This window comes from Pseudomonas sp. PS01299 (genome assembly GCF_029960145.1).
GTDB classification, from domain to species: Bacteria; Pseudomonadota; Gammaproteobacteria; order Pseudomonadales; family Pseudomonadaceae; genus Aquipseudomonas; species Aquipseudomonas putida_A.
Window position 1 is genome coordinate 50,855 of record NZ_JASCPO010000005.1, and the last position, 13,147, is coordinate 64,001.

12 protein-coding genes and 2 tRNA genes are annotated in these 13,147 nt (G+C 57.6%); 13 read left to right on the forward strand and 1 reads right to left on the reverse strand.

Features of this window, described 5'->3' with window-relative positions; all coding sequences use genetic code 11:
- Nucleotides 1–19: 19 nt before the first annotated feature.
- The 3 genes from carB to QMX91_RS02615 are packed head-to-tail and all read left to right on the forward strand — an operon-like array spanning nucleotide 20 to nucleotide 4,147.
- Nucleotides 20–3,241, forward strand: a complete 3,222-nt coding sequence (carB, locus tag QMX91_RS02605; protein WP_007961429.1) for a carbamoyl-phosphate synthase large subunit — start codon at nucleotides 20–22, stop codon at nucleotides 3,239–3,241.
- Nucleotides 3,238–3,714 (forward strand): transcription elongation factor GreA, encoded by a 477-nt coding sequence (greA, locus tag QMX91_RS02610; protein WP_003221530.1) that lies wholly within the window; start codon nucleotides 3,238–3,240, stop codon nucleotides 3,712–3,714. Before carB ends, greA begins: the two co-directional genes overlap by 4 nt.
- Nucleotides 3,715–3,742: 28 nt before the next feature.
- Complete coding sequence (locus QMX91_RS02615) at nucleotides 3,743–4,147, forward strand: MFS transporter (RefSeq protein ID WP_282412198.1); 405 nt, start codon at nucleotides 3,743–3,745, stop codon at nucleotides 4,145–4,147.
- A gap of 9 nt (nucleotides 4,148–4,156) precedes the next feature.
- Here QMX91_RS02615 and QMX91_RS02620 read toward each other — a convergent pair whose 3' ends face one another.
- Nucleotides 4,157–4,465 carry a YhbY family RNA-binding protein gene (locus QMX91_RS02620; RefSeq protein WP_003221534.1) on the reverse strand — a complete coding sequence of 103 codons (309 nt, stop codon included), beginning with the start codon at nucleotides 4,463–4,465 and terminating at the stop codon, nucleotides 4,157–4,159.
- A 101-nt stretch (nucleotides 4,466–4,566) separates the two neighbouring features.
- Between QMX91_RS02620 and rlmE the strand changes: the two genes are divergently transcribed.
- From rlmE to nusA, 10 genes are all read left to right on the forward strand, one after another.
- Nucleotides 4,567–5,196: a 23S rRNA (uridine(2552)-2'-O)-methyltransferase RlmE gene (gene rlmE / locus QMX91_RS02625; protein ID WP_003221536.1), complete on the forward strand. Its 630-nt coding sequence runs from the start codon at nucleotides 4,567–4,569 to the stop codon at nucleotides 5,194–5,196.
- Nucleotides 5,197–5,398: 202 nt separating this feature from the next.
- Complete coding sequence (ftsH, locus tag QMX91_RS02630) at nucleotides 5,399–7,306, forward strand: ATP-dependent zinc metalloprotease FtsH (RefSeq protein ID WP_027610779.1); 1,908 nt, start codon at nucleotides 5,399–5,401, stop codon at nucleotides 7,304–7,306.
- An 8-nt stretch (nucleotides 7,307–7,314) separates the two neighbouring features.
- Nucleotides 7,315–8,166 carry a dihydropteroate synthase gene (folP, locus tag QMX91_RS02635; protein WP_098967152.1) on the forward strand — a complete coding sequence of 284 codons (852 nt, stop codon included), beginning with the start codon at nucleotides 7,315–7,317 and terminating at the stop codon, nucleotides 8,164–8,166.
- Nucleotides 8,167–8,182: 16 nt separating this feature from the next.
- The gene (glmM, locus tag QMX91_RS02640) at nucleotides 8,183–9,520 is read left to right on the forward strand and encodes a phosphoglucosamine mutase (RefSeq protein WP_027610781.1); all 1,338 of its coding nucleotides are present in this window, start codon (nucleotides 8,183–8,185) and stop codon (nucleotides 9,518–9,520) included.
- Nucleotides 9,521–9,585: 65 nt separating this feature from the next.
- The gene (gene tpiA / locus QMX91_RS02645; RefSeq protein ID WP_008088336.1) at nucleotides 9,586–10,341 is read left to right on the forward strand and encodes a triose-phosphate isomerase; all 756 of its coding nucleotides are present in this window, start codon (nucleotides 9,586–9,588) and stop codon (nucleotides 10,339–10,341) included.
- Nucleotides 10,342–10,345: 4 nt separating this feature from the next.
- Nucleotides 10,346–10,732, forward strand: a complete 387-nt coding sequence (gene secG / locus QMX91_RS02650; protein WP_027610782.1) for a preprotein translocase subunit SecG — start codon at nucleotides 10,346–10,348, stop codon at nucleotides 10,730–10,732.
- Nucleotides 10,733–10,754: 22 nt separating this feature from the next.
- Nucleotides 10,755–10,840: transfer RNA gene (locus QMX91_RS02655), tRNA-Leu, on the forward strand.
- 97 nt (nucleotides 10,841–10,937) lie between these two features.
- Nucleotides 10,938–11,014, forward strand: a tRNA-Met gene (locus QMX91_RS02660).
- 138 nt (nucleotides 11,015–11,152) lie between these two features.
- On the forward strand, nucleotides 11,153–11,611 hold the full coding sequence (gene rimP / locus QMX91_RS02665; protein WP_007973115.1) for a ribosome maturation factor RimP: 459 nt from the start codon (nucleotides 11,153–11,155) through the stop codon (nucleotides 11,609–11,611).
- A gap of 47 nt (nucleotides 11,612–11,658) precedes the next feature.
- The gene (gene nusA, locus QMX91_RS02670; RefSeq protein WP_003221546.1) at nucleotides 11,659–13,140 is read left to right on the forward strand and encodes a transcription termination factor NusA; all 1,482 of its coding nucleotides are present in this window, start codon (nucleotides 11,659–11,661) and stop codon (nucleotides 13,138–13,140) included.
- Nucleotides 13,141–13,147 lie beyond the last annotated feature (7 nt).

A 13,147-nucleotide genomic window follows, 5' to 3' on the forward strand; every position in this document is an offset into this window, starting at 1 on the left:
GGATTTGAGTGACAAACCCATGCCAAAACGTACAGACATTAAAAGCATCCTGATTCTCGGCGCTGGCCCGATCGTTATCGGCCAGGCCTGCGAATTCGACTACTCCGGCGCCCAGGCCTGCAAAGCCCTGCGCGAAGAGGGTTACCGCGTCATCCTGGTGAACTCCAACCCGGCCACCATCATGACCGACCCGGACATGGCCGACGCGACCTACATCGAGCCGATCAAATGGCAGACCGTGGCCAAGATCATCGAAAAAGAGCGTCCGGATGCCGTGCTGCCAACCATGGGCGGCCAAACTGCTCTGAACTGCGCCCTGGACCTGGAGCGCGAAGGCGTTCTGGAAAAGTTCGGCGTGGAAATGATCGGCGCCAACGCCGACACCATCGACAAGGCTGAAGACCGTTCGCGTTTCGACAAGGCCATGAAGTCGATCGGCCTGGAATGCCCGCGTTCCGGTATCGCCCACAGCATGGAAGAAGCCAACGCCGTCCTCGAGCGTCTGGGTTTCCCGTGCATCATCCGTCCGTCCTTCACCATGGGCGGCACCGGCGGCGGTATCGCGTACAACCGTGAAGAGTTCGAAGAAATCTGCGCCCGCGGTCTGGACCTGTCGCCGACCAAAGAGCTGCTGATCGACGAGTCGCTGATCGGCTGGAAAGAATATGAAATGGAAGTTGTCCGCGACAAAAAGGACAACTGCATCATCGTCTGCTCGATCGAAAACTTCGACCCGATGGGCGTGCACACCGGTGACTCGATCACCGTTGCTCCGGCACAGACCCTGACCGACAAGGAATACCAGATCCTGCGTAACGCCTCGCTGGCGGTACTGCGCGAGATCGGCGTCGAGACCGGCGGTTCCAACGTGCAGTTCGGTATCTGCCCGGACACCGGCCGCATGGTCGTGATCGAGATGAACCCGCGTGTATCGCGTTCCTCGGCACTGGCTTCGAAAGCCACCGGTTTCCCGATCGCCAAAGTCGCGGCCAAGCTGGCTGTGGGCTACACCCTCGACGAACTGTCGAACGACATCACCGGCGGCAAGACCCCGGCGTCCTTCGAGCCGTCGATCGACTACGTCGTGACCAAGCTGCCACGTTTCGCTTTCGAGAAATTCGCCAACGCTGACGCACGCCTGACCACTCAAATGAAGTCGGTCGGCGAAGTCATGGCCATCGGTCGCACCTTCCAGGAATCCCTGCAGAAAGCCCTGCGCGGTCTGGAAGTCGGTGTTTGCGGTCTGGACGAGAAGCTCGACCTGAGCAATCCGGAAAGCATGAGCATCCTCAAGCGCGAGCTGACCGTGCCGGGCGCCGAGCGTATCTGGTACGTGGCGGACGCCTTCCGCGCCGGCATGACTGTCGAAGACATCTTCGGCATGAACATGATCGACCCGTGGTTCCTGGTGCAGATCGAAGATCTGATCAAGGACGAAGAGAAGGTCAAGACCCTCGGTCTGTCCGCCATCGACCGCGACCTGATGTTCAAACTCAAGCGCAAAGGCTTCTCCGATCAGCGTCTGGCAAAACTGCTGGGTGTGACCGAGAAGAATCTGCGTACTCACCGTCAAAAACTGGAAGTGTTCCCGGTCTACAAGCGCGTTGACACCTGCGCCGCCGAGTTCGCCACCGACACCGCTTACCTCTACTCGACTTACGAGGAAGAGTGCGAAGCCGCGCCGTCCGGTCGCGACAAGATCATGATTCTGGGTGGCGGTCCGAACCGTATCGGCCAGGGCATCGAGTTCGACTACTGCTGCGTACACGCGGCCCTCGCACTGCGCGAAGACGGCTACGAAACCATCATGGTCAACTGCAACCCGGAAACCGTTTCCACCGACTACGACACTTCCGACCGTCTGTACTTCGAGCCGGTAACCCTGGAAGACGTGCTGGAAATCTGCCGCGTCGAGAAGCCGAAGGGCGTAATCGTTCAGTACGGCGGCCAGACGCCGCTGAAACTGGCGCGTGCCCTCGAAGCCGCTGGCGTGCCGATCATCGGTACCAGCCCTGACGCCATCGACCGCGCCGAAGACCGCGAGCGCTTCCAGCAAATGGTTGAACGCCTGAACTTGCGTCAGCCGCCAAACGCCACCGTGCGCAGCGAAGATGAAGCCGTTCGCGCTGCGGCGAAAATCGGTTATCCGCTGGTGGTGCGCCCGTCCTACGTATTGGGCGGCCGCGCGATGGAAATCGTTTACAAGGAAGACGAACTCAAGCGCTACCTGCGTGATGCGGTGCAAGTGTCCAACGACAGCCCGGTGCTGCTCGACCACTTCCTCAACTGCGCCATCGAGATGGACGTGGATGCGGTCTGCGACGGCAAAGACGTGGTGATCGGCGCGATCATGCAGCACATCGAACAGGCGGGCGTTCACTCCGGTGACTCCGCGTGCTCGCTGCCGCCTTACTCGCTGCCGGCGCACATCCAGGACGAGATGCGCGAACAGGTCAAGAAAATGGCCCTGGAACTGGGCGTTGTCGGCCTGATGAACGTGCAACTGGCGCTGCAGGGCGAAGACATCTACGTCATCGAAGTCAACCCGCGCGCTTCGCGTACCGTGCCGTTCGTGTCCAAGTGCATCGGTGTTTCCCTGGCAATGATCGCGGCTCGCGTCATGGCCGGTAAGACTCTGAAGGAAATCGGCTTCACCAAGGAAATCATCCCGAACTTCTACAGCGTGAAAGAGGCGGTGTTCCCGTTCGCCAAATTCCCTGGTGTTGACCCGATCCTCGGCCCAGAGATGAAGTCCACCGGTGAAGTGATGGGCGTCGGCGACACCTTCGGTGAAGCATTCGCCAAGGCCCAGATGGGCGCCAGCGAAGTGCTGCCGACCGGCGGTACCGCGTTCATCAGCGTGCGTGATGATGACAAGCCGCTGGTTGCAGGCGTGGCCCGTGATCTGATCAACTTGGGCTTCGAAGTGGTCGCGACTGCCGGCACTGCCAAGCTGATCGAAGCTGCAGGCCTGAAAGTGCGCCGTGTGAACAAGGTGACCGAGGGGCGTCCGCACGTGGTTGACATGATCAAGAATGACGAAGTCACTCTGATCATCAACACCACCGAAGGCCGTCAGTCGATCGCTGATTCCTACTCCATTCGTCGTAATGCCCTGCAGCACAAGATCTACTGCACCACCACCATTGCTGCGGGCGAAGCTATCTGCGAAGCGCTGAAGTTCGGTCCCGAGAAGACCGTGCGCCGCTTGCAGGATCTACACGCAGGATTGAAGGCATGATCAAATACCCAATGACCGTCCAGGGCGCGAAAGCCCTGGAAGAAGAACACGCTCACCTGACCAAGGTCGTTCGTCCGAAGCTCAGCCAGGACATCGGTACCGCTCGCGAGTTGGGTGACCTGAAGGAAAACGCTGAATACCATGCCGCCCGCGAACAGCAAGGCATGGTCGAGGCGCGGATCCGTGACATCGAAGGCCGGATTCAGAATCAGGTCATCATCGACGTCACGACTATCCCGCACACCGGCAAAGTGATCTTCGGTACTACCGTCGAAATCGCCAACGTCGAGACTGATGAAAGCGTCACTTACCACATCGTGGGTGAGGATGAGGCTGACTTCAAACTCGGCAAGATTTCGGTCGGCTCGCCATTGGCCCGTGCCTTGATCGGCAAGGAAGAGGGTGATGTGGTCGCCGTGAAAACGCCGAGTGGCGTTATCGAGTACGAGATTGTCGAAGTCCGTCACATCTGAAGGCAGGCGCCCGCTACGTGCGGGCGCCATGCTTTGGCAGCTGACCCAGATGTTGTGGGTCGGCGGCTTCTGGTTGATATATCTCGGTTTGCGACCGGTGTTGGGCAAGATTGGCCTGGCACCGTTGCTGATCGATGAAGTTGCCGATGCATTCGAAGTGCCGGTGGCGGGTTTTGCCGCGGCATGCGTGATTTTTCAGGCTTTGGTGCTGGTACAGGCCGATGGCCTTGCCAGTCTATGGCGGGATTTTCGCGGGCAGGTGTTGCTGATGGCGTTGTATGCGTGTGCGATGTTTATTGCAGTGCGTGTCGGCTGGCCGCAAGCGCAGCGCTGGCAGGAATTCAGTTTTCTGCTGTTGGGCTTCTCCGGTGTGGTGTTGGTGTTGCAGCCACTGCCGGGATGGAGTGGCAGGGTGCGCGAAGCACACCCTTGACCCTTGTCATCACTTGAAGCGATGAACGTTCGACAGCTGCTTGTTGACGCTGAAGTTCTTGCGATAAACCAGTGCCATCTTGCCGATGACCTGAACCAGGTCAGCCTTGCCGACCTTGCACAATTCTGCAATGTGCGCCAGGCGCGACTCGCGATCGAGGATGTTGAGCTTGATCTTGATCAGCTCGTGATCCGCCAGTGCGCGTTCGAGTTCGGCTAATACACCTTCAGTCAGACCGTTGTCCGCCACCGTCAAAACCGGCTTCAGGTGGTGGCCAATGGATTTGTACTGTTTCTTCTGCTCTGGAGTGAGCGGCATAATCTGACCCTTTCGTCTGGATTCTGTAAAATGGCGGCCATTTTACCCGAGGGTTCGTGGATCCGCCCAATTAATCACGACCCTAATCATCGAGGTGCCCAATGGCGCGTTCCAAGACAAGCCTTGGTTGGCTGAAACGACATGTCAACGATCCTTATGTGAAGCAGGCGCAGAAGGATGGCTACCGTTCGCGTGCAAGTTACAAGCTTCTGGAGATCCAGGAGAAATACAAGCTGATCCGTTCCGGCATGAGCGTTGTCGACCTGGGCGCAGCGCCCGGCGGCTGGTCGCAGGTCACCAGCCGGCTGATCGGCGGTCAGGGGCGTCTGATCGCTTCGGACATTCTGGAAATGGACAGCATCCCGGACGTTACCTTCATTCAGGGTGACTTCACCGAGGACGAAGTGCTCGCGCGAATCCTTGAGGCCGTGGGTAATTCGCAGGTGGACCTTGTGATTTCCGATATGGCCCCCAATATGAGTGGTACGCCTGAAGTGGATATGCCGAAAGCCATGTTCCTTTGCGAACTGGCGCTTGATCTAGCGGAACGGATACTCAAGCCGGGTGGCAATTTCGTGATCAAGATCTTTCAGGGTGAAGGTTTCGATGTTTACCTGAAGGATGCTCGCAAGAAATTCGACAAGATCCAGATGATCAAGCCGGATTCTTCCCGAGGCAGCTCCCGCGAGCAATATATGCTGGCTTGGGGTTACCGCGGTGGTAACGAGTAAAACGAGGTTTTTTGCCGGGGCGATAGGTTTTTCGTATTTTGCCCCGCGTGCATAAGCGAATATTGTGTAGAAAGTGTTTCACAAAGGGTTACAGACGGCGCCTGCCAGAGTTGTAGGTAATGTAGTAAGTTAGGCCGGTGAATATCATGCGAAGCGCGCGCCAGTAGCGGAGCTTGCTTCAGAGGGTAGTTAATTGAACGATATGGCAAAGAATCTGATCCTGTGGTTGATCATCGCGGCAGTCCTCGTGACGGTGATGAACAACTTCTCCAGCCCTAACGAGCCGCAGACCCTCAACTATTCCGACTTCATCCAGCAGGTCAAGGATGGCAAGGTCGAGCGCGTAGCCGTTGATGGCTATGTGATTACCGGCAAGCGCAACGATGGCGACAGCTTCAAGACCATTCGTCCGGCGATCCAGGACAATGGCCTGATCGGCGACCTGGTCGACAACCACGTTGTGGTTGAGGGCAAGCAGCCTGAACAGCAAAGCATCTGGACTCAACTCCTGGTGGCGAGCTTCCCGATCCTGGTGATCATCGCGGTGTTCATGTTCTTCATGCGCCAGATGCAGGGCGGTGCTGGCGGCAAGGGCGGACCGATGAGCTTCGGCAAGAGCAAGGCACGCCTGCTTTCCGAAGATCAGGTGAAAACCACCTTGGCTGACGTTGCAGGTTGCGACGAAGCCAAGGAAGAGGTCGGCGAGCTGGTTGAGTTCCTGCGTGATCCGGGCAAGTTCCAGCGCCTGGGTGGTCGTATTCCTCGCGGCGTATTGATGGTCGGCCCTCCGGGTACCGGTAAAACCTTGCTGGCCAAGGCGATTGCCGGCGAAGCGAAGGTTCCGTTCTTCACTATTTCCGGTTCCGACTTCGTTGAAATGTTCGTGGGTGTTGGTGCAAGCCGCGTTCGCGACATGTTCGAGCAGGCCAAGAAGCATGCGCCGTGCATCATCTTCATCGACGAAATCGACGCCGTCGGTCGCCACCGTGGCGCCGGCATGGGCGGCGGTCACGACGAGCGTGAGCAGACTCTCAACCAGTTGCTGGTAGAGATGGATGGCTTTGAAATGAATGACGGCATCATCGTGATCGCCGCTACCAACCGTCCTGACGTACTCGACCCTGCGCTGCTGCGTCCGGGCCGTTTCGACCGTCAGGTCGTTGTAGGTTTGCCGGATATCCGTGGTCGCGAGCAGATCCTCAAGGTTCACATGCGCAAAGTGCCAATGGGTGACGACGTTGCCCCGGCCGTTATCGCACGTGGTACCCCGGGCTTCTCTGGTGCCGATCTGGCCAACCTGGTCAACGAAGCGTCGCTGTTCGCTGCACGCAGCGGCAAGCGCATCGTCGAAATGAAAGAGTTCGAGCTGGCCAAAGACAAGATCATGATGGGCGCCGAGCGCAAATCGATGGTCATGTCCGAGAAAGAGAAGCAGAACACCGCTTATCACGAAGCGGGTCACGCTATTGTCGGTCGCGTCGTACCTGAGCATGATCCGGTCTACAAGGTTTCGATCATTCCACGTGGTCGTGCGCTGGGTGTGACCATGTTCCTGCCGGAAGAAGATCGCTACAGCCTGTCCAAACGTGCGTTGATCAGTCAGATCTGCTCGCTGTACGGTGGCCGTATCGCTGAAGAAATGACCCTTGGTTTCGACGGTGTGACCACCGGCGCTTCCAACGACATCATGCGTGCCAGTCAGATTGCGCGGAACATGGTGACCAAGTGGGGTCTGTCGGAAAAGCTCGGTCCGCTGATGTACGCCGAAGAAGAGGGTGAAGTGTTCCTCGGTCGCGGTGGTGGCGGTCAGAATGCAAGTTTCTCCGGTGAGACTGCCAAGCTGATCGACTCCGAAGTGCGCAGCATCATTGACCAGTGCTACGGCACGGCCAAGCAGATCCTCACGGACAACCGTGACAAGCTGGATGCCATGGCTGATGCGCTGATGAAGTACGAAACCATCGATGCCGAGCAGATCGACGACATCATGGCGGGTCGTACGCCTCGCGAACCGCGTGACTGGACCGGTGGCACGGGTACGCCCCCGCCTCCAGTGATTCAGGATGAGCGCCCGGAAACACCGATCGGCGGTCCGGCTGCTGACGTTTAAGGCTTGAAATGACTTCTGTACAGTCCCTGACCCGGTTGCCTTGCGGCAACCGGGTTCTTGATTTGGCCCAGACGCATGTCATGGGTATTCTCAATGTCACTCCCGATTCCTTTTCCGACGGTGGCCGATACAACCAGCTCGACGTGGCCTTGCGCCACGCCGAAGCCATGGTGGCTGCTGGTGCGACGCTGATCGATGTCGGCGGCGAATCGACCCGGCCTGGCGCTCGAGCGGTTTCGCCGTTGGAAGAGTTGGAACGCGTAGCTCCGATCGTGGAGTTGATCAATCGCGAGCTGGATGTAGTCATCTCGGTCGATACTTCGACGCCAGCGGTGATGCGTGAAACGGCGCGCCTGGGTGCCGGGTTGATCAATGATGTGCGCTCGCTGCGCCGCGATGGCGCGCTGGATGCCGCAGCCGCGACCGGGTTGCCGGTCTGCCTGATGCACATGCTCGGCGAGCCGGGTGACATGCAGGACAATCCGCATTATCAGGACGTTACCCGGGAAGTGGGTGAGTTTCTGGCAGAGCGCATGACTCAATGTGCGGCGGCGGGTATTCCTGCCGAACGGATCATTCTTGATCCCGGTTTCGGTTTCGCGAAAACCCTGCAGCACAATCTAAGCTTGTTCAAGCATATGGAAGCCCTGCATGCGCTGGGGCGTCCGCTATTGGTTGGTGTCTCACGCAAAAGCATGATTGGCCACGCATTGAACCGCCTCGTGGGTGAGCGTCTTTATGGTGGTCTGGCTCTCGCAGCACTCGCTTCGGTTAAAGGAGCGCGTATATTGCGCGTCCATGATGTGGCGGAAACGGTAGACGTGGTGCGCATGCTCGCGGCCGTGGAATCAGCCGAATAAAAATGATGGAGCACTTATGAGCAAGAAATACTTTGGTACTGACGGTATTCGTGGTCGTGTGGGTGAATATCCGATCACTCCTGACTTCATGCTTAAGCTCGGCTGGGCGGCGGGTATGGCCTTTCGCAAGATGGGCGCCTGCAAGGTGCTGGTCGGCAAGGACACGCGCATCTCTGGCTACATGTTCGAATCGGCACTTGAAGCAGGCCTGACCTCGGCTGGTGCGGACGTGATGCTGCTCGGTCCGATGCCGACGCCTGCCATTGCTTATCTGGCGCGCACGTTCCAGGCTGAAGCCGGGATCGTGATCAGTGCTTCGCACAATCCGCATGACGATAACGGCATCAAGTTTTTCTCCGGCAAGGGCACAAAGCTGCCTGATGAGCTGGAGCTGATGATCGAAGAGCTGCTCGATACCCCAATGACTGTGGTTGAGTCGAGCAAGATCGGCAAGGTGTCGCGCATCAATGACGCCTCCGGCCGCTACATCGAATTCTGCAAAAGCAGTGTGCCGACCGGTACCAGTTTTTCCGGTTTGAAGATCGTGATCGATTGTGCGCACGGTGCGACCTACAAGGTTGCTCCGAGTGTGTTCCGTGAGCTGGGTGCTGAAGTGGTCGTGCTGTCGGCGCAGCCCAACGGTCTGAACATCAATGACAATTGCGGCTCGACCCATATGGGTCAGCTGCAGGCCGCGGTTCTGGCCGAGCACGCTGATCTGGGCATCGCCTTTGATGGTGACGGTGATCGGGTGTTGATGGTTGATCACACTGGCGCCATCGTTGATGGTGATGAGTTGCTGTTCATCATTGCGCGCGATCTGCACGGGCGGGGCAAATTGCAGGGCGGCGTAGTCGGTACGCTGATGAGCAACCTGGGTCTTGAACTCGCGCTGGCAGAGCTCTCGATTCCATTCATTCGTGCCAATGTCGGTGACCGTTATGTGATCGCCGAACTGCTGGAGCGCGACTGGCTGGTAGGCGGTGAAAACTCGGGGCATATCGTCTGCTTCAATCACACCACCACCGGTGATGCGATCATTGCTGCGCTCCAGGTGCTGATGGCACTGAAGGCCCGTAATGAAGGTCTTGCGCAAACGCGTCAGGCCTTGCGCAAGTGTCCTCAGGTGCTGATCAATGTGCGTTTTGGTGGCGGTGAAAGTCCGCTTGAGCATCCGGCGGTCAAGGAAGCCAGTGCGCGTGTCACCCAGGCAATGGCGGGGCGTGGCCGGGTACTTCTGCGCAAGTCCGGTACAGAGCCTTTGGTGCGCGTGATGGTCGAAGGTGAGGATGAAACTCAGGTTCGCAGCTACGCCGAAGAACTGGCAAAACTGGTAAGTGAAGTTTCTGCCTGATTCGGCTTGCCAGCCATGATTGTGTTGGGTAACATCTGCGCCCACTTTGACCGACGAGGTACAGCATGCGTCGCCCTATGGTAGCTGGTAACTGGAAGATGCACGGTACCCGCGCCAGCGTCGCTGAGCTGATCAACGGCCTTCGTCATCTGGCCTTGCCAAGCGGTGTTGATGTCGCGGTATTCCCGCCTTGCTTGCATATCAATCAAGTGATTGATGGCTTGAAAGGAAAATCGATTTCGGTCGGTGCGCAGAATTCTGCGGTGGAATCCATGCAAGGTGCATTGACCGGTGAAATTGCACCGAGTCAGTTGGTGGATGCAGGTTGTTCCCTGGTACTTGTCGGGCACTCCGAACGCCGCCAGATAATGGGCGAGCGAGACGGGATGCTGAATCGCAAGTTCGCAGCGGCACAGGCATGTGGCTTGATTCCGGTGTTGTGTGTAGGGGAAACCCTCGAGCAGCGCGAAGCCGGAAAAACTCTTGAAGTTGTCGGGCGTCAGCTGGGCAGCATCATCGAGGAGCTGGGTGTTGGTGCCTTTGCCAAGGCAGTCATTGCTTACGAGCCTGTCTGGGCCATTGGTACCGGACTGACTGCAACGCCGCAACAGGCTCAGGATGTGCATAAAGCCATTCGCGAGCAGTTGGCGGCAGAGAATTCTGAAGTCGCACGAGGTGTGCGGCTTCTATACGGCGGCAGCGTGAAGGCGGCCAATGCGGTCGAACTGTTCGGCATGCCGGATATCGATGGGGGGCTCATTGGTGGAGCTTCCCTGAATGCAGATGAGTTCGGTGCGATTTGTCGCGCCGCGGGAAACTGAAAAAATGCTGGAAACAGTCGTAGTCGTTTTTCATCTGCTGGGTGCATTGGGCGTAGTTGCTCTGGTTTTGCTGCAGCAGGGTAAGGGTGCGGACGCTGGCGCGTCTTTCGGAGCAGGTGCTTCAAATACTGTGTTCGGAAGCCAAGGTTCCTCTACCTTTCTTAGTAAGTTTACTGCTATACTTGCCGCCGGTTTCTTCATAACCAGCTTGGGGTTAGGTTACTTTGCTAAAGAGAAGGCTCATCAGCTGACTCAAGCAGGTTTGCCAGATCCAGCAGTGTTGGAAGTACCTAAGCAACAACAACCGGCTTCTGATGATGTCCCGGTGCTTCAAGAGCAAAAGTCGGCTACTCCAGCGACTGACGTACCTCCAGCTCAAGAGCAGAAGTAAGAAGGGTTTCAAACGTAGTTTTGCCGAGGTGGTGGAATTGGTAGACACGCAACCTTGAGGTGGTTGTGCCCATAGGGTGTAGGGGTTCGAGTCCCCTTCTCGGTACCAATTAGTCAGGAGAGCCCGCTGTCGCGGGCTTTCTTGCAGGTGGAAGGTTACATTGACCCTATAAGGGATCGGTCGTATACTTCCGCCCCAGCTTTGTCGCGGGGTGGAGCAGTCTGGTAGCTCGTCGGGCTCATAACCCGAAGGTCGTCGGTTCAAATCCGGCCCCCGCAACCAGTTTAAGGAGCCCCTTTTCAGGGGCTTTTTGTTAGCTGGACACTTTCTACGCCGATGTTCGACGGCGTTTCAAGGATGGGCGTTTCGCCCATTTTTTTATTTTGCAGCGCATGCATTTACATGCACGAGGGGGTTCAGGTGTCGAGCAAGCTAGAAGAGTTGCAGGCCTTGTTGGCCCCGGTGGTCGTGGCCCTAGGCTATGAATGCTGGGGTATCGAGTTTTCGGCTCAAGGTCGTCACTCGATGTTGCGCGTTTATATCGATAAAGAGGGTGGCGTGCTGGTGGACGATTGCGCCATTGTCAGCCGTCAGATCAGCGGTGTCCTGGATGTTGAAGATCCGATCTCCGTTGAATACACCCTCGAAGTTTCCTCGCCTGGCATGGAACGCCCACTGTTCACTCTTGAGCAGTTTGCAAAATTTGCCGGTGAACAAGTGAAGATCAAGCTGCGCTCGCCTTTTGAAGGTCGACGCAACTTTCAGGGCCTTCTGCGCGGTGTAGAAGAACAGGATGTCGTGGTGCAGGTAGAAGACCATGAATTCCTGTTGCCGATCGATATGATCGACAAGGCCAACATTATTCCCAGTTTTGACTGAGACGCGGATCCCGCGGATCCAATGGCTTGCGAAAGGCGAGGCGTACGATGAGCAAAGAAGTACTGCTGGTTGTTGAGTCGGTATCCAATGAAAAGGGCGTACCGGCAAGCGTGATTTTTGAAGCGCTGGAGCTGGCTCTGGCCACTGCTACCAAAAAGCGTTTTGAAGACGAAGTTGACCTGCGTGTGGAAATTAACCGCCACACCGGTTCCTACGAGACTTTCCGTCGCTGGACAGTCGTCGAAGAGAATGATCTCGACGATCCTGCGATCGAAACCTGGCCAAGCAAGGTTGCCGAAACGCATCCGGGCGCCAAGGTCGGCGACGTCGTCGAAGAAAAGATCGAATCCATCGAGTTCGGCCGCATTGCAGCACAGACCGCCAAACAGGTCATCGTGCAGAAAGTGCGTGAAGCCGAGCGCGCTCAAGTGGTCGACGCCTATCGCGAGCGCCTGGGAGAAATCATCTCCGGCACCGTGAAGAAAGTCACCCGCGACAACGTGATCGTCGATCTGGGCAACAACGCCGAAGCGTTGCTGGCCCGTGAAGACATCATTTCTCGCGAAACCTTCCGTGTCGGTGTGCGTCTGCGTGCACTGCTCAAGGAAATCCGCACCGAGAACCGCGGCCCGCAGCTGATCCTGTCGCGTACCGCGCCGGAAATGCTGATCGAGCTGTTCCGTATCGAAGTGCCGGAAATCGCTGAAGGCCTGATCGAAGTCATGGCGGCGTCCCGTGATCCGGGTTCGCGTGCCAAGATCGCTGTCCGTTCCAAGGACAAGCGCATCGACCCGCAGGGCGCGTGCATCGGTATGCGCGGTTCGCGCGTCCAGGCCGTGTCGGGCGAGTTGGGTGGCGAGCGTGTCGATATCGTCCTGTGGGACGATAACCCGGCGCAGTTCGTGATCAATGCCATGTCGCCGGCAGAAGTGGCGGCCATTATCGTTGACGAAGATGCCCATGCAATGGACATCGCCGTTGGCGCAGACAACCTGGCTCAGGCCATCGGTCGAGGTGGTCAGAACGTGCGTCTGGCGAGCCAGTTGACTGGCTGGACCCTGAACGTGATGACCGAATCGGACATCCAGGCTAAGCAGCAAGCAGAAACCGGCGACATCCTGCGCAACTTCATCGACGAGCTGGAAGTCGACGAAGAACTGGCTCAGGTGCTGGTAGATGAAGGCTTCACCAGCCTGGAAGAGATTGCCTACGTACCGTTGGAAGAAATGCTCAACATCGACGGCTTTGACGAAGATATCGTCAACGAGCTTCGCGCTCGTGCCAAGGATCGTTTGTTGACCAAAGCCATCGCTACTGAGGAAAAGCTGGCAGACGCCCATCCGGCCGAAGACCTGCTCTCGCTTGAGGGTATGGACAAGGATTTGGCGATGGAACTGGCGGTGCGCGGCGTAATTACCCGCGAAGACCTGGCCGAGCAGTCTATTGACGACCTGCTCGACATCGACGGCATTGACGATGATCGTGCCGGCAAGTTGATCATGGCCGCCCGAGCCCACTGGTTCGAGTAATTAGGCG

What these genes read in the sequence shown, in the direction of transcription:
- nusA (WP_003221546.1), top strand. Translation starts at nt 11,659, where the DNA reads ATGAGCAAAGAAGTACTGCTGGTTGTTGAGTCGGTATCCAATGAAAAG.
- rlmE (WP_003221536.1), top strand. Translation starts at nt 4,567, where the DNA reads ATGGCGCGTTCCAAGACAAGCCTTGGTTGGCTGAAACGACATGTCAAC.
- greA (WP_003221530.1), top strand. Translation starts at nt 3,238, where the DNA reads ATGATCAAATACCCAATGACCGTCCAGGGCGCGAAAGCCCTGGAAGAA.
- glmM (WP_027610781.1), top strand. Translation starts at nt 8,183, where the DNA reads ATGAGCAAGAAATACTTTGGTACTGACGGTATTCGTGGTCGTGTGGGT.
- QMX91_RS02615 (WP_282412198.1), top strand. Translation starts at nt 3,743, where the DNA reads ATGCTTTGGCAGCTGACCCAGATGTTGTGGGTCGGCGGCTTCTGGTTG.
- secG (WP_027610782.1), top strand. Translation starts at nt 10,346, where the DNA reads ATGCTGGAAACAGTCGTAGTCGTTTTTCATCTGCTGGGTGCATTGGGC.
- folP (WP_098967152.1), top strand. Translation starts at nt 7,315, where the DNA reads ATGACTTCTGTACAGTCCCTGACCCGGTTGCCTTGCGGCAACCGGGTT.
- carB (WP_007961429.1), top strand. Translation starts at nt 20, where the DNA reads ATGCCAAAACGTACAGACATTAAAAGCATCCTGATTCTCGGCGCTGGC.
- tpiA (WP_008088336.1), top strand. Translation starts at nt 9,586, where the DNA reads ATGCGTCGCCCTATGGTAGCTGGTAACTGGAAGATGCACGGTACCCGC.
- ftsH (WP_027610779.1), top strand. Translation starts at nt 5,399, where the DNA reads ATGGCAAAGAATCTGATCCTGTGGTTGATCATCGCGGCAGTCCTCGTG.
- QMX91_RS02620 (WP_003221534.1), bottom strand. Translation starts at nt 4,465, where the DNA reads ATGCCGCTCACTCCAGAGCAGAAGAAACAGTACAAATCCATTGGCCAC.